The organism is Allokutzneria multivorans (assembly GCF_039537405.1).
GTDB lineage: Bacteria > Actinomycetota > Actinomycetes > Mycobacteriales > Pseudonocardiaceae > Allokutzneria > Allokutzneria multivorans.
In genome coordinates, this window is record NZ_BAABAL010000016.1 from 405,069 (window position 1) to 420,054 (window position 14,986).

A 14,986-nucleotide genomic window follows, 5' to 3' on the forward strand; every position below is an offset into this window, starting at 1 on the left:
GGATCACGATGACCACGACCGATCCGGTCCGGGTTCAGGAGGAACTGCGGTTCCCCACGGGTTTTCTGTGGGGGAGCGCCACCTCCTCGTACCAGATCGAGGGCGCGTCCACTGTGGACGGACGGGGACCGTCCATCTGGGACACCTTCGCCGCGACGCCCGGCAAGGTGGACGGCGGGGACACCGGCGACGTCGCGTGCGACCACTACCACCGCTACCCCGAGGACATCGCGCTGATGCGGCAGCTCGGGCTGCCCGCGTACCGCTTCTCCATCGCGTGGCCGCGCGTGCAGCCCACCGGCTCCAGCGCGATCAACCGCGCGGGCCTGGCGTTCTACGACCGTCTGGTGGACTCGCTGCTCGAAGCGGGCATCCAGCCGCTGCCGACGCTCTACCACTGGGACCTGCCGCAAGCCTTGCAGGACAACGGTGGTTGGACCGTGCGCGACACCGCCGCGCGCTTCGCGGACTACGCGGCGGTCGTGCACTCCCACCTCGGCGACCGCGTCGCGGAGTGGACGACGCTCAACGAGCCGTTCTGCTCCGCCTACCTCGGCTACTTCAGCGGAGTGCACGCGCCGGGTGAAACCGATGCGGGGCAGGCATTGCGCGCGCTGCACCACCTGCTGCTCGGGCACGGGCTCGCCACCCAGGCGATGCGCGCGCAGGCGCCCGCCAACCACAAGTTCTCCCTCGTGCTCAACTTCTCGCCGGTGCGCATCGACCACGACGACCCGGCTCATCGCGAGGCGCAGCGCAAGGCCGACGGGCTGCAGAACCGGATCTTCCTCGACCCCGTGGTGCGCGGCGAGTACCCGGCAGACGTCCTGGCCGACATCGCGCACGTGGGCGCCCTGGAAGCCGTGGTGCAGAAGGGCGATCTTGAGATCATCTCCGCGCCGTTGGACTGGCTCGGCGTGAACTACTACAGCCCGACGCGGGTCGCTCCGGCCGCACCGGACTACGTGCCGCAGAGCCACCTGCCCGGTCTGCGCGGCGTCGAGATGCTGCCGCCTCGCGGGCCGCTGACCGGGATCGGGTGGGAGCAGGAGCCCGCCGCGCTGCGCGATCTGCTGGTGTGGCTGAGTGAACAGGCGCCCGGGCTGCCGTTGCTGGTGACCGAGAACGGTTCCGCCTTCGAGGACGTCGTGACGCCCGAGGGCCGCGTCCACGACACCGGCCGTCTCAACTACCTCGTCTCGCATCTGCGCGCCGTGCACTCCGCCGTCGCCGCGGGCGCGAACGTGCGGGGCTACCTGGCGTGGTCGCTGCTCGACAACTTCGAGTGGGCCTTCGGCTACCGCCAGCGCTTCGGCATCGTGCACGTGGACTTCGAGACGCAGCAGCGCACCCTCAAGGACTCCGCGCGCCTGTTCGCCGACATCGTCCGCGACAACACCGTCCCTCCTGGCTGACCCTCCACGTCCACTCGCGCCAATGCCGCGTTTGGTCCGTTGAAGTACCTGAATGACTCATTCAGCACGCTCAACGCGCTGAATGAGTCATTCAGGGCGCTCAAGTACCTCAATGAGTCATTCAGCGCGTTGGAGTACCTGAATGAGTCATTGAGGGCTTGATGCAGGGGTGGTGGGTCGCCTGTTCGGGGGTTCGGCGCGACAGGGGCGGCGGGGCGGGGAATGCTGGCCGGGTCGGTCGTTGCGTGCGCATTCCCGGAGGAAAGGGCGCCTGTGGCTCTGAACGCACCTGGTCGCAAGGGGGTTCGGATCGGGCTCTCGGCGGCCGTCACCGCGCTCGTGGTGCCCTCGGCGTTCGCCGCCGCGCGGACCGATCTTGTGCCAGCGGCGGCGCGGACCGTCGAAGAGCAGACGGTCACGTTGGGGCACTTCGAGGTGGCGAAGCCGGAGGCGGGCGACGAGGTGAGCCAACGCCTCGTCGACGCGCTGCGCACCGGCCCCGATCTTGAGGAGAGCGCCACCGCTGACGCTCCGTGGGAGGACGCGCCGTTCGACCCGCTGCGCGACGTCGGCTACGGCATTCCCGGGCCGGTGCTGGACGCCTACCTCCGCGCTGACCGCACGCTGGCCACCACGTTGCCCGACTGTGGACTGCACTGGTCCTACTTGGCAGGCATAGGCAAGGTCGAGTCGAACCACGCGCGCGGCCAGGTCGATGCGAACGGCACCACGCCGGCCCCGATCCTCGGCCCGGTGCTTTCCGGAGCGCCCGGCATGGCGGCGATCGCCGACACCGACGGCGGCAAGCTCGACGGAGACGCGGTGTGGGACCGCGCGGTCGGGCCGATGCAGTTCATCCCGGGCACGTGGGCCCGCTACGGGGTCGACGGCAACGGCGACGGGAAGGCCGACCCGCACAACATCTACGACGCGGCGCTCTCGGCGGGCCGCTACCTCTGCTCCGGCGGCCTTGACCTGCGCGAGCCCGAGCAGCTGGCGACGGCGGTGTTCCGCTACAACCACTCCAACGCCTACGTGGCCAAGGTGCTCGGCCTCGCCATCGGGTACTCGATGGGCCTCGCGCCGCTGCCCGACCTTCCACCGCTCGTGCAGCGCGCCCGCCCGGTGGCCCCACCCGAGCCCGAGTCCGCCCCGACGACGACCACCACGGCGGCCCCGACGACCACGCTGCCCCCACCGTGCCCCGCGCCGACGACTACGACCGGGCCCAGGCGGATCAGAACCACGACCACGACCACGACGGAGCCGATACCAACTCCGACCGCGCCTCCGTGCGCACAGGTCTCCAGCACCACCACGCAGACCTCGTCGAGCGGCCCGAGCATCCGGCGCCCAGTGCTACCACGGCGCACGACAACGACCGCCCCGACGACCGCCCCGACAACGGCAACGACAACAACGACGCCGCCGATCACTACGACGCGGAGCCGCTGAGCTCAGGTCGAGGAGCGCTCGGTCAGCGTGGCGGGAAGGATGCGGCACGCCGGGGCGAGGTCCTCGCCGTCGAGCAGGGCGCGCAGGTTGGCGACCATCTCCGCGACCATCCCGACGGGGTCCTGCCGGACCGCCGTCAGCGCGGGCCGCGCGGAGGCGGCGATCGACGGGTGATCGTCGAAGCTGACCACGGACACGTCGTGAGGCACGGCCCGCCCAGCTCGCTGGAGCACGTGCAGCGCACCGACGGCCATGTGGTCGCTCGCCGCGAACACGCCGTCGAGGTCGGGCACACGGTCGAGCAGCTCGGCCATGGCGCGCTCTCCGCCCCTCCTGGTGAAGTCGCCCTCAGCGCTGAGCAGCCGGACCGCGTCCTGGTCGGCGCCGGTCACCTGCCGCCAGCCTTCGAGGCGGTCCACGGCGGCGCGGTGGTCCAGCGGCCCGGTGATCGTGACGGTGTTGCTCCGCCCGCGATCGAGGAGGTGCCGCGTGGCCAGCTCGGCGCCGCCAAGGTTGTCGGCGTCGACGATGTGCAGCCCGTCCTCCGGCAGCCATGGGCGCCCGCCGAAGACCACGGGTACGGGCAGGCGGCGGACCTGGTCGGGCAGCGGGTCGTCGCGGTGCGGGCTGAACATCAGCACCCCGTCGACGTGCCCGGCGCGCAGGAACCGCTCGACGCGCTCGGCCTGCTCCGGGCGGTGCGCCAGCAGCAGTGCCATCTGCTGCTGGTTGCGGGCCAGTTCGGTGCAGGCGGTGCGCACCACGGCGGCGAAGAACGGGTCGTCGAAGATCATGCTCTCGGGCTCGGAGAGCACCACGGCGACCGCCCCGGTGCGCCGGGTGACCAGCGAGCGGGCGGCGGCGTTGGGCGTGTAGCCCAGCTCAGCGGCGGCGGAGAGCACCACCGCGGCGGTCTCCGGGCTGACCCTCGGCTGCTTGTTGATCACGCGCGAGACGGTCGCCCTGGACACCCCGGCGCGCACCGCGACGTCCTCCAGGGTGGGTGGTGCTGCCGGTCGCCGCACTCCGCTCCGCCTTCCGTCTCCGCGCTGAACGAAAGTAGCTTAGCGCTTCTACCTGCTTGGAAACGCTCTCACTTCGGGACCGGCCGCGTCGTTCAGCGGCTCTTCAGCCCGAACCGCGAGAATGGCCCGGTGAGTGAGCCAGCCAGGGTCCTGGTCATCGAGGACGCGGAGACGATCCGCATCGCCGTGCTCGCCGCGCTCGCGGACGCGGGCTACGCGGTGGCCGGGCATCCCGACGGCTCGACGCTGGAGGAGGAGCTGCAGCGGTTCCGCCCCGACCTCGTCGTGCTGGACGTGATGCTGCCCGGCCGCGACGGCTTCGCCCTGCTGGAGGTCGTGCGGCGGCGCAGCGAAGCCGGTGTGGTGCTGCTGACCGCGCGCGACGCGGTGAGCGACCGGCTGCGCGGGCTGGACGGCGGCGCCGACGACTACGTGGTCAAACCGTTCGAGCTGGAGGAGCTGGTCGCGCGGATCGGCGCGGTGCTGCGCAGGCTGCGCCGGGTGCCGTCGGTGGTGCAGGTCGCGGACCTGGTGATCGACGCGGACTCGGGCGTGGTGATGCGCGGCGGCGAGCAGATCGAGGTGACCGCGACCGAGCTGCGCCTGCTGAGCTACTTGGCGGCGCAGCGCGGGCGAGTGGTCAGCAAGACCCAGATCCTCACCGGCGTGTGGGGCTACGACGACTACGACCCGAACCTGGTCGAGGTCCACGTGAGCGCGCTGCGCAAGAAGCTCGAAGCGTGCGGTCCGCGCCTGCTGCGCACCGTGCGCGGCCTCGGCTACGTGCTGCGGGCAGACGAGTCGTGAGCACCCGCAACGTCGGGCTGCGCACCTTCTCACTGCGCAGGCGGGTCACCCTGATGGTGATCCTTGTGGTCGGAATCGCGTTGCTGGCCATGGCTTTCACCGTGCAGACGGCGTTCCAGTTGCAGTCCGAGCGCGAGCTGGACGTCAAGGTGGAGGCCAAGCTCTCGCAGGTGGAGCGCGCAGCCAAGGGGCGCGTCATCTACCCGACCGACTTCTCCGCGAAGTTCAGCCACGGTGGCGTGACCGTCCTCGTGCGCAGGCCCGACCGCAAGCTCTTCAACTTCAACGGTGAGGTCGACTCGATCGCCGAGCTGGGCGGAACGGTCCAGCTGGAGAAGCCCGTCGGCAACGGCTTCAGCGTCATCCTGCTCACCGACTCGCCGGAGCCCGCGCAGAACCGCCTGCGCAACGTGCTTCTGTTGGTGGGACTGGGAACCCTCGGTCTCACCGTGATCGTGTTGATCGTGACCGTGCGCCTCGCGCTGCGCCCGCTGGAGGTGATGGCGGGGCTGTCCCGATCGATCGCGCTCGGCGACCGCGGCCGCCGCCTCGCCCCGGTGCGGACCAACACCGAGCTCGGCCGCACCGCCGTCGCCTTCGACCAGATGCTCGACGCGTTGGAGGGCGCCGAAGCGCACGCGCGCACCTCGGAGCAGCAGACCCGCCGCTTCGTCGCCGACGCCGCGCACGAGCTGCGCACGCCGCTCGCCGGAGTGCAAGCAGCGGCGGAAACGTTGGTGCGCTTGGGAACTGGTGCGAAACAGGACGACGTGGAGCGCATGCAGGTGATGATGGTGCGCGAGGCCAGGCGCGCCACCCGGCTCGTCGAGGACCTGCTGTCGCTGGCGCAGATCGACGCGGGCCTGGAGCTGCGGTTCGAGGCCGTGCACCTGCTCGGGCTCGTCGAGTCCGAAGTGGAGCGACTGCGCCTGCTCGCGCCGTCGCTGGAGGTGGTGGTGGAGGGCGACGATCCGGTGATCGCCGCCGATCCGCTGCGCCTTGGACAGGTGGTGGGCAACCTGCTCGACAACGCCCGTCGGCACGCCGCGACGTCCTCAGACGCCGCGGTGCGTGTGCGAGTCACGCGCCACCCGCAGCACGTGGAGCTCGTGGTGCTGGACAACGGTCCCGGAGTGCCCGTCGCCGACCGCGAGCGCATTTTCAGCCGCCTCGTCCGGCTGGACGGCGCGCGCACCAGTGGCAAGGCGGGCGCGGGCTTGGGCCTGTCGATCGCCAAGGGCATCGCGCGCGCTCACGGCGGCGACCTGGCCTGCGTGGAACCCCCGTTCGGTCACGAGGGCGCCGCGTTCCGCCTGGTACTGCCGCTCCCCACCGCACCCGATCTCCCCACGGCCCCCATCCCCACGGTGACCGCCTGAGTCCACCGGTACGAACGGGAGGGTTCAGTGCCAGGCAGACCATTCGGTGGGGAGGGTCGCGGTGGCCAGGCGGAGTGCCTGGTCGACGGTGGCGCGGAGTTGGGCGGGGTCGCAGGCGCCCCTGCGGCACGCGGTTTGGACGCCGAGTCGCGCGCTGGTGAGGACCAGGCGGACGAGCAGGCGGCAGCGCAGGTCCTGCTCGGGGTCGGCGCCCTGGCGCTCGCCGATGATCACCGCCAGCCGGTCTTCCGTCGCGGCGTCGCGGCGCAGTGATGCGGCGAGCAGGGTGGGGCTCCGCGCGATGAGACCGTGGGTGGCGCTGAACCGCTCCGGCCCACCTTCCTCCTCGTAGAGCCGGTCGAGCATCGCGCCGTGCGCGGCGCGCAGCGCGGTCAGCGGCGCCTCGTCGGCGGGGCGCGTGGCGAGCGCGGTGATCGCGTCCTCGTCCATGGCGGAGAGCTGGCCGAGCGCCACGTCCTCCTTGCCGTCGAAGTAGCGGAAGAACGTGCGCGGCGAGATCTCGACGGCGGCGGCGATCTCCTCGACCTTCGTGGCGTCGTAGCCCTTGGCGGAGAACAGTTCCAGGGCGGCGTCGGTCAGCGCCGCCCTGGTGCGCCGCTTCTTCCGCTCGCGCAGTCCTGGCTCGGTGGTCACACCCCGATTGTGCCACCTCGCACGCCCGGAGCTGTCATGGTATGTTTTTTGTCAGTCGATGACAGAATTTATGAGGAGTTCGCGATGACGCTTCCGGAGCACGGTGTCGAGATCCGCCTGGCCGCCCGCCCCGACGGTTGGCCGAAGCCGGAGAACTTCACCGTGGCCAAGGCCGAGGTGCCCGCCGTCGGCGCTGGTCAGGTGCTGGTGCGCAACCTGGTGATGAGCGTCGACCCCTACATGCGCGGCCGGATGAACGACACGAAGTCCTACATCCCGCCCTTCGAGCTGGGCAAGGCGCTCGAAGGTGGCGCGGTCGGCGAGGTCATCGCGTCAGAGTCGCCGGACCTCGCGGTGGGCGACGTCGTGCTGCACGGCCTTGGCTGGCGGGAGTTCGCGGTCCTCGACGCGGCGAGCGCGGTCAAGATCGACCCGAACCTGGCTCCACTGGGCGCCTTTCTCGGAGTTCTCGGCATGCCGGGCCTGACCGCCTACGCGGGCCTGCTCAAGGCGGCGGACTTCCGCGAGGGCGACGTGGTGTTCGTCTCCGGCGCGGCGGGCGCGGTCGGTGCGCTTGTCGGGCAGATCGCCAAGCTGCGCGGAGCTTCGAAGGTGATCGGCTCCGCGGGCAGCGCGGAGAAGGTCGCGCACCTCAAGGACGATCTGGGCTTCGACGAGGCGTTCAACTACAAGGACGGCCCCGTGCGCGAGCAGCTGGAGAAGGCCGCGCCGGAGGGCATCGACGTCTACTTCGACAACGTCGGCGGCGACCACCTGGAAGCCGCGCTCGCCGTCGCCAACAAGGGCGCGCGCTTCGCGCTGTGCGGGGCGATCTCGCAGTACAACGCGACGGAGTCGACCGGAGGGCCGAACCTCTTCGCCGTGATCGGCAAGGGCATCAACATGCGCGGCTTCATCGTCGGGGAGTACAGCGACGTGAAGGAGCAGTTCTTCGCCGAGGTCGGCGCCTGGCTGGCCGAAGGCAAGATCGTCGCGCGCGAGACCGTCGTGGAGGGCCTGGAGAACGCTCCGGCGGCCTTCATCGACCTGTTGCGCGGAGCCAACACCGGCAAGATGCTCGTCAAGCTCTGAGCACCGTTGGACCGAGCCCGGCCGTTCCCCGCGACGGCCGGGCTTCGCTCACGCTCCCTTGGTGATGCCGAGCTGCCAGACGTCGATGTAGCGGGCGCGGAACCCGGCCTCGCAGTACGCGAGGTAGAACTCCCACATCCGCCGGAACGTGGAGTCGAAGCCGAGGTCGGCGACCTGCTTCCACCGCTCGGAGAACCGCTCCTGCCACTCGCGCAGCGTCCGCGCGTAGTGCGGGCCCAGTGATCGCTGCTCCACCAGCCGCAGACCCGTCGGCGCGAGGTTGTCCTCGATGGCGCGCAAGGACGGCAACAGCCCGCCTGGGAAGACGTACTTGTGAATCCACGTGTAGGTGCTGCGCGTGGCCAGCATCCGGTCGTGCGGCATCGTGATGGCCTGCAAGCCGATCCGCCCGCCGGGCACCAGCAACCGGTCCAGCGCGCCGAAGTAGATCGGCCAGTACTCGCGGCCGACCGCCTCGATCATCTCCACGGACACGATCGCGTCGTAGCGGCCTTCGGCGTGCCGGTAGTCGCGCAGCTGCACCTCGACCTTGTCGTTGACGCCTGCTGAGCTGATCCGCTGCTCCGCCAAGGCCTTCTGCTCACCGGACAGCGTCAGCGACGTCACTTCGGCGCCACGTTGGGCGGCCCGGATCGCCAGCTCGCCCCAGCCCGTGCCGATCTCCAGCATCCGCGTGCCCCTGCGCACTCCGGCGTAGTCCAGGATGCCGTCGATCTTGCGGCGCTGGGCCTGCGCGAGATCGGTCGAGCCCGGCGTGAACCACGCGGCCGAGTACGTCATCGTCTCGTCCAGGAACGTGGCGAACAGCTCGTTGGACAGGTCGTAGTGGCGGTGGATGTTCTCGCGCGCGCCGTCGACGGTGTTGCGCTCGGCGGAGGGCTGCTCGTGGTCGACCAGGCGGCGAAACGCTTGCAGCGGCTTGGGAACGAGCGTCGCCATCCGCCGCGCGAACGGGGTCAGCACGTCGGCGAGCCGGGTGCTCGTCCAGTCCCCGGCCATGTAGGACTCGCCGAAGCCGATCTTGGAGTCCAGGCCGAGCCGGTGGAAGAACGTGGCGGGCCGCAGCACCCGCAGCACCGGGGAGTCCGGCCCGCCCGCGCCGAGCACCTGCCCGCCAGGAAAGCGGACCTGGACGGGCAGCGTGCGCACCGCGTGCCGGAACAGCCGCTCGGCGATGCCCGCGCGCAGCGGGCTGGGCGGGGGAGCGGCGAGCCCCGGCCAGCGAAGGATGTCTGGGCCTGGCGGGTGAATCGATGTCACAGCGCGCCTCCTCACTCTGAGAAGGCCATCCTGCACCTCCGGGCCCGATTCGGCAGCTACAACCGTCCCGCCTGGATGATTCGTGACAGGAACTGTTGCGTACGAGGGTGTTCCGGGGCTTCCAGGATCTGGGACGGCGGTCCCGACTCGATCAGCGCGCCGCCGTCGAGGAAGCACACCCGGTCGGCGACCTGCTTGGCGAAGCCCATCTCGTGCGTCGCCATGAGCAGCGTCGTCCCGCTCGCGGCCAGCTCCCGCACCAACGTCAGCACCTCGCCGACCAGTTCCGGGTCGAGCGCGCTGGTGATCTCGTCCAGCAGCAACAGCTTCGGGTCGTAGGCCAGTGCGCGCGCGATCGCCACCCGCTGCTGCTGACCGCCGGAGAGCCGGTCGGGGTAGGACTTCGCCTTCTCTTCAAGGCCGACCTTCGCCAGCAGCTCCAGCGCTCGTTCGCGGGCCTGCTCCTCGGGCACCTTGTGCACGACCTTCGGCGCGAGCACCACGTTGTCGAGCACGGTCAGGTGCGGGAACAGGTTGAACGCCTGGAACACGATGCCCATGCCGCGCCGCGCGTGGTCGGGGTTCGTGCGCGGGTCGGAGATGTCCACGCCGTCCAGCACGATCCGCCCGTCGTCGATGTCCTCCAACAGGTTCACGCACTTGAGCAACGTGGACTTGCCCGAGCCGGAAGAGCCGATCAGCACGACGACCTCGTGCTCGGCGACGTCCAGGTCGACGCCGTCGAGCACCTGGTGCGTGCCGTAGCGCTTCACCAGGTTGCGGACCTCAAGCACCGGGGCCTCCCGCGTTCTGCCGCCGCGCCGCGCGCCGGGAAGCCCAGTCCGCCAAGCGGCTGGAGGGCACCGCGAGCAGCACGAAGAGCAACCCCGCCACGACGTAGGGGGTGAAGTTGTAGGACGTGGCCGACTCGATCTGCGCGGCCCGCACCGCGTCCACCGCGCCGAGCACGGAGATCAGACCGCAGTCCTTCTGGAACGCCACGAAGTCGTTGAGCAGCGGCGGGAGCACGCGCCGGACCGCCTGCGGCATCACCACGATGCGCATCGTCTGCGCGTGGGTCAGCCCGAGCGAGCGCGCCGACGCCAGCTGCGAGGGGTGGATCGACTCGATGCCCGCGCGGAAGACCTCGGCCACGTAGGCGGAGTAGACCAGCACGAGCGCGATCGAGCCCAGCACGACCGGGTCGTTGGGGATGCCGCCCAGCCTCAGCCCGGGAAGGCCGAAACCGATGAGGTACAGGCAGATGATCAGCGGCAGCCCCCGGAACAGGTCCACGTAGGCGGTCGCGAGCGCTCGCAGCGGGAACCACACCGGCCCGCGCAGCGTGCGCAGGGCCGCGATCCCCAGGCCGATGACCAGGATCAGGATTCCGCACACGACGAGCACCCGGACGTTGAGCCACAGTCCGTCCAGCAACGCGGGGAACGACTTCTTGGCCGCCTCCCAGTCGAAGAAGGACTCCTGGACCCTGGGCCAGCCCGGCGCGTTGGTGATCGTCAACCAGGCGGCTGCCGCGAAGACCACAGTGGACAGCAGAGCGACCACTGTGGACCTTCGCGCGCGGGAGCGCTTGTACGCCAAGCGCTCCAGGTGGAGTTGGCTGGGCGCGCTCACGTCAGCTTCGGCGCCTTGCCCGCTTCGGCCAGCCACTGCTTCTCCGCCTGCGCCAGCGTCCCGTCCGCGCGCAGCGCGTCAACGGCCGCCGAGACGCAGCGCGTCAGCGAACTGCCCTTGTCCAGCACGATGCCGAACTGCTCGGCCTTGCCGCCGCTCGCGGGCAGCTGGCCGACGATCACCGCGTCCGTCAGCTCCGCCGAGGTGATGTAGAACGCCGTCGCCAGGTCGACCACGATCGCCTGCACCTGGTTGTTGCGCAGCGCCTGCTTGGCGTCGTCGTTGTTGTTGTAGACCGCGACCTGCTGCGTCGGCTGCACCTGCTTGGCCGCCGCGTCGTAGCTGGTCGTGCCGACCTGCGCGCCGAGCTTGAACTCCTTGAGCGCGGCGACCGTCGTGGCCTTCGCGGCGGGGGAGGACTTGAACGCGACCACGGCCTGGGTCACGTCGTAGTACGGCGTGGAGAAGTCGACGGCCTTGCGGCGGTCGTCGGTGATCGAGAACTCGTTCAGGTTGGCGTCGAAGGACTTCGGTCCCGGCTGGATCGCGGCGTTGAACGGTACGCGCACCCAGTCCACCTCGGCCTTGGCGTAGCCCAGCTTCCCGGCGACCGCGTAGGCCACGGCGGACTCGAAACCCTTGCCGTTGCTCGGATCGTCGCCGGAGAACCACGGCTCGTACACTGGCTGGTCCGTGCCGAAGGTGAACTTGCCCGGGGTTCTCGTCTTCAACGCCGCTTTGGCGCAGTCACCGGCCCCTGCGGTGGCGGGACCTTCGGCGGCGGGACCCTGCTCCTCGACCGGAGCACACCCCGCCACCACGACGAGCACGACGGCGAACAACGCAGTGACAGCACGCATGCCCCGCATCTTCCCCCATCCCCGTCCCCCCGACCCACAATGCGAGACGCGCCGCACTCCGCCCCCCACCAATGCCGCGTTCGTGTGGTTGAACGCGCTGAATGACTCATTCGGGTACTTGAGCGCCCTCAATGACTCATTCAGGACCCTCAAGTACCTCAATGAGTCATTCAGCTACTTCGGCGGCTCCCGCGAACGGCTCGTTCAGTGCGTTGGGGGCGCTGAACGACCCGTTCAGTGCGTTGAAGGAGCTGAACGGGTCGTTTGGTGCGCTCAAGTACCTGAAGGGGTCGTTCGGGGTTTCAGTGGTGGCTGAGATGAGTGGGTGGGGGGTCAGGACTCGGCGCCGGCGAGGCGGCGTTGGCGGAGGGACCACGCCCAGCGGGCCATGGGTTCGACGACGCGCGCGGCGACGGGGCCGAAGACGGCCATGAGCAGGACGTAGGCGGTCGCCAGCGGGGCAAGGCCCTGGTCAACGGCGCCGCTGGCCACGGCCAGGCCCGCGATGACGATGGAGAACTCGCCCCGCGCCACCAGGGCGGCTCCTGCGCGGAGGCGGCCGAGGCGGGCGATGCCCTGGAGCTTGGCGGCGAACCAGCCGGTGAGCATCTTGGTGGCGGTGGTGACCAGGGCCAGCGCGATCGCGACGCCGAGCACGGGCGGGATGGCCTTCGGATCGGTGTTGAGGCCGAACACCACGAAGAACACCGCGGCGAACAGGTCGCGCAGCGGTTCGAGCATCCGCGTGGCGTTCTCCGCCGTGGAGCCGGAGATCGCGATGCCGAGCAGGAACGCGCCGACCGCGGCGGAGACCTGGAGCTGCGAGGCGACGCCCGCGACGAGCAGCGCCGCGCCGAGGACGCGGAGCAGGAAGACCTCGGGCTCGGGCGAGTCGACGAGGGCGGAGACGAAGCGGCCGAACCGCAGCGCCACCACGAGGACCACGGTCACGGTGACGAGCGCGATGCCGACGGTGGTCAGACCGCCGACGAAGCTCACCCCGGCCAGCAGGGCGGTCAGGATCGGCAGGTAGACGGCCATCGCGAGGTCCTCGAAGACCAGGACCGACAGGATGACCGGGGTCTCCCGGTTACCGAGTCGGCCCAGGTCGCCGAGCACCTTGGCGACGATGCCGGAGGAGGAGATGTAGGTGACGCCCGCCATGACGAGCGCGCCGACCGGGCCCCAGCCCAGCATCAGCGCCACGACCGCGCCGGGCAGCGCGTTGAGCACGAGGTCGATCAGCCCGGCCGACCACGACCGGCGCAGGCCGGTGACCAGCTCCGCCGCCGAGTACTCCAGGCCGAGTAAGAGCAGCAGCAGGACGACGCCGAGCTCCGCCGAGAGCTCGGTGAAGCCCTCGATGCCGTCCAGCGGCAGCACACCGCCGTGGCCGAAGGCCAGCCCGCCGATGAGGTACAGGGGGATGGGCGAGATCCCGATCTTCCACGCCAGCCTGCCGAGCAGGCCGAGCCCGAAGAAGACGGCGCCCAGCTCGATGAGGGACAGTGCGATGTTGTGCATGCGGCCCCTCTCAGCCCCTGTCGAGCCGCTCGGCGGCCCTGCTGATCCCGTCCGGGGTACCCACCACGACGAGCAGGTCACCACCGGCGAAGCGGAAGTCGGGCGTGGGCGAGGGATGCGCCGCCGCCGCGCGCATCACGGCGACCACGGAGACGCCGGTGCGGGTGCGCAGCTCGGTGTCGCCGAGCGTGCCGCCGTCGAAGCGCGAGCCCGGCGTGATCGGCAGCTGAGCGGTGGAGATGCCGCTGACCTCGGCGTGCTGCCGCTCCAGGTGGTTGACCAGCTGCGGGGCGCCGAGCAGGTTCGCCAGCGTGCTGATCTCCTCGGGCGTCAGCGCTATGGACGCCACGCACGCGTCCGGATCGTCGGTCTTGGAGACGATCAGCTCGTGCCGACCGTCGCGGTAGCTCACGATCCCGATCCTGCGGCCGGAACGCGTCTGGAAGTCCTGGCGGGTGCCGATCCCCGGAAGCGGCGTCACCTCGACATGCACGGAGACCACCCTAACAATTGCGCGCTCAACAGTCCGGTTCGCCCGAATCCGGGGGCGGCGTTTCCGGGGGCAGCGCCGGGATGTCGGCGCGGTGCAGGCTCAGCAGCAGCGTGTAGGCGAGTCCGTCGTCCTCGTCGGGCAGCGTGCCCTGCTCGGCCCACTCGCCGAGCCGGTCGGCCAGCTCGGCGGCGCGCTCCGGGGTGATCCGCAGGTGCCGCAGCCGCGTCGCGGACGGCTCGCCCGGCAGCAGTTCGGCGAGCGCGGTGCTGATCATCACGCGGGTGCCCGCGCCCGGCTCGGCGTCCGGGCCGACGACGAGGCCGCTGCCGACCGGCTCGTAGTACTGCTCGGTCCCGCCCCGGACGCGCCGCGTGCCGGCCACGCGCACCAGGCCCGCTTCCTGGAGCACGCCCGCGTGGTAGCCGACCGTGCCCTTGGTCGAGCCCAGCGCCGCGGCCAGCTGCGCCAGCGTCGCGGGGCGCTGCCGCAGTGTGATCACCATGCGGTGCCGCAACGGGTGGCCGAGCGCCTTGAACTGCTCGGGCGTGCTCAGCACAACAGGTCTGTTCTCCACTCGAACAGCCTGGCACAGCGCGCCCCGAAAGCGTCTAGGATGGTAGACACTTACCGCTCTGGGAGGACATCCGTGGACATCCTTGCCCCCGCCATCAGCGACTACCTGCTGGAGAACTGCACGCCCGCCGACGACCTGCTGCGCGAGCTGGCCGAGGAGACGCGGACCAAGCTGCCGGACGCGGCGATGATGCAGATCTCGCACGACGAGGGCGAGTTCCTGACGATGATCACGCGGCTGATCGGCGCGCGCCGCGTCGTCGAGGTCGGCGTCTTCACCGGCTACTCCTCGATCTGCATCGCACGCGGCATGGCGGCCGACGGGCACCTGCTCGCCTGCGACGTCAGCGAGGAGTGGACCTCGATCGCGCGCGCCTACTGGGAGCGCGCCGGGCTGACCGAGCGCATCGAGCTGCGCATCGCGCCCGCGCTGGAGACGCTGCGCTCGCTGCCGACCGACCCCGTGCTGGACATGGCGTTCATCGACGCGGACAAGGTCGGCTACCCCGACTACTACGCGGAACTGGTGCCGCGCCTGCGCCAGGGCGGGCTGATCGTGCTCGACAACGTGTTCAGGGGCGGTGGCGTGCTGGAGGAGAACAGCACCAACGAGGGCGACATCGCGATGCGCCGGATGAACGAGATCGTCATGGCCGACGACCGCGTCGATTCCGTCATGCTCCCCGTGCGCGACGGCGTCACCCTCGCCCGCAAGCGCTGACATCGGACCCTCCAGGCAGAATGGCTGCGAACTTCAGTGCGAACAGCCGCGAACTGTCTAGGAGGGCACACC

General features: G+C 70.4%; 15 protein-coding genes. 6 read left to right on the forward strand and 9 right to left on the reverse strand.

Going from position 1 to position 14,986, the window contains the following annotated elements:
• The first annotated feature begins 8 nt into the window (after window positions 1-8).
• Both ABD798_RS20790 and ABD798_RS20795 read left to right on the forward strand, forming a co-directional pair.
• Complete coding sequence (locus tag ABD798_RS20790; RefSeq protein ID WP_344877281.1) at window positions 9-1,415, forward strand: GH1 family beta-glucosidase; 1,407 nt, start codon at window positions 9-11, stop codon at window positions 1,413-1,415.
• A 273-nt stretch (window positions 1,416-1,688) separates the two neighbouring features.
• Entirely contained in the window at window positions 1,689-2,870 is a 1,182-nt protein-coding gene (locus tag ABD798_RS20795; protein ID WP_344877283.1) for a lytic transglycosylase domain-containing protein, read from the forward strand.
• A gap of 2 nt (window positions 2,871-2,872) precedes the next feature.
• Here the strand turns inward: ABD798_RS20795 and ABD798_RS20800 are convergent, their stop codons facing one another.
• A complete protein-coding gene (locus tag ABD798_RS20800) occupies window positions 2,873-3,895 on the reverse strand; it encodes a LacI family DNA-binding transcriptional regulator (protein WP_344877285.1) in 1,023 nt (340 codons plus the stop codon).
• Window positions 3,896-4,024: 129 nt separating this feature from the next.
• Between ABD798_RS20800 and ABD798_RS20805 the strand changes: the two genes are divergently transcribed.
• Window positions 4,025-4,702, forward strand: a complete 678-nt coding sequence (locus ABD798_RS20805) for a response regulator transcription factor (RefSeq protein ID WP_344877287.1) — start codon at window positions 4,025-4,027, stop codon at window positions 4,700-4,702.
• Entirely contained in the window at window positions 4,699-6,081 is a 1,383-nt protein-coding gene (locus ABD798_RS20810; RefSeq protein WP_344877289.1) for a sensor histidine kinase, read from the forward strand. The genes ABD798_RS20805 and ABD798_RS20810 overlap by 4 nt, the downstream gene beginning before the upstream one ends.
• 24 nt (window positions 6,082-6,105) lie before the next feature.
• On the opposite strand, the gene ABD798_RS20815 is transcribed toward ABD798_RS20810, so the two are convergent.
• Window positions 6,106-6,735 carry a TetR family transcriptional regulator gene (locus ABD798_RS20815; protein WP_344877291.1) on the reverse strand — a complete coding sequence of 210 codons (630 nt, stop codon included), beginning with the start codon at window positions 6,733-6,735 and terminating at the stop codon, window positions 6,106-6,108.
• Window positions 6,736-6,819: 84 nt separating this feature from the next.
• Between ABD798_RS20815 and ABD798_RS20820 the strand changes: the two genes are divergently transcribed.
• Window positions 6,820-7,827: an NADP-dependent oxidoreductase gene (locus ABD798_RS20820; protein ID WP_344877292.1), complete on the forward strand. Its 1,008-nt coding sequence runs from the start codon at window positions 6,820-6,822 to the stop codon at window positions 7,825-7,827.
• Window positions 7,828-7,875: 48 nt separating this feature from the next.
• Here ABD798_RS20820 and ABD798_RS20825 read toward each other — a convergent pair whose 3' ends face one another.
• From ABD798_RS20825 to ABD798_RS20855, 7 genes are all read right to left on the reverse strand, one after another.
• Window positions 7,876-9,108, reverse strand: a complete 1,233-nt coding sequence (locus tag ABD798_RS20825; protein ID WP_344877294.1) for a class I SAM-dependent methyltransferase — start codon at window positions 9,106-9,108, stop codon at window positions 7,876-7,878.
• A 56-nt stretch (window positions 9,109-9,164) separates the two neighbouring features.
• Window positions 9,165-9,902 carry an amino acid ABC transporter ATP-binding protein gene (locus ABD798_RS20830; protein WP_344877296.1) on the reverse strand — a complete coding sequence of 246 codons (738 nt, stop codon included), beginning with the start codon at window positions 9,900-9,902 and terminating at the stop codon, window positions 9,165-9,167.
• Entirely contained in the window at window positions 9,895-10,743 is an 849-nt protein-coding gene (locus tag ABD798_RS20835; RefSeq protein WP_344877298.1) for an amino acid ABC transporter permease, read from the reverse strand. The genes ABD798_RS20830 and ABD798_RS20835 overlap by 8 nt, the downstream gene beginning before the upstream one ends.
• Window positions 10,740-11,603, reverse strand: coding sequence for an ABC transporter substrate-binding protein (locus ABD798_RS20840; protein WP_344877300.1), 864 nt, complete (start codon window positions 11,601-11,603; stop codon window positions 10,740-10,742). Before ABD798_RS20840 ends, ABD798_RS20835 begins: the two co-directional genes overlap by 4 nt.
• A gap of 333 nt (window positions 11,604-11,936) precedes the next feature.
• Window positions 11,937-13,127 carry a cation:proton antiporter gene (locus ABD798_RS20845; RefSeq protein ID WP_344877302.1) on the reverse strand — a complete coding sequence of 397 codons (1,191 nt, stop codon included), beginning with the start codon at window positions 13,125-13,127 and terminating at the stop codon, window positions 11,937-11,939.
• Window positions 13,128-13,137: 10 nt separating this feature from the next.
• A complete protein-coding gene (locus tag ABD798_RS20850) occupies window positions 13,138-13,620 on the reverse strand; it encodes a cation:proton antiporter regulatory subunit (protein ID WP_344877304.1) in 483 nt (160 codons plus the stop codon).
• A 25-nt stretch (window positions 13,621-13,645) separates the two neighbouring features.
• The gene (locus ABD798_RS20855) at window positions 13,646-14,194 is read right to left on the reverse strand and encodes a helix-turn-helix domain-containing protein (protein ID WP_344877306.1); all 549 of its coding nucleotides are present in this window, start codon (window positions 14,192-14,194) and stop codon (window positions 13,646-13,648) included.
• 72 nt (window positions 14,195-14,266) lie between these two features.
• On the opposite strand from ABD798_RS20855, the gene ABD798_RS20860 reads away from it, so the two are divergent.
• The gene (locus tag ABD798_RS20860; RefSeq protein WP_344877308.1) at window positions 14,267-14,914 is read left to right on the forward strand and encodes an O-methyltransferase; all 648 of its coding nucleotides are present in this window, start codon (window positions 14,267-14,269) and stop codon (window positions 14,912-14,914) included.
• The last annotated feature ends 72 nt before the right edge of the window (window positions 14,915-14,986 follow it).

Bases quoted from the DNA above. Each gene is read 5' to 3' on its own strand.
- ABD798_RS20790 (WP_344877281.1), top strand. From the start codon at position 9: ATGACCACGACCGATCCGGTCCGGGTTCAGGAGGAACTGCGGTTCCCC.
- ABD798_RS20820 (WP_344877292.1), top strand. From the start codon at position 6,820: ATGACGCTTCCGGAGCACGGTGTCGAGATCCGCCTGGCCGCCCGCCCC.
- ABD798_RS20840 (WP_344877300.1), bottom strand. From the start codon at position 11,603: ATGCGTGCTGTCACTGCGTTGTTCGCCGTCGTGCTCGTCGTGGTGGCG.
- ABD798_RS20845 (WP_344877302.1), bottom strand. From the start codon at position 13,127: ATGCACAACATCGCACTGTCCCTCATCGAGCTGGGCGCCGTCTTCTTC.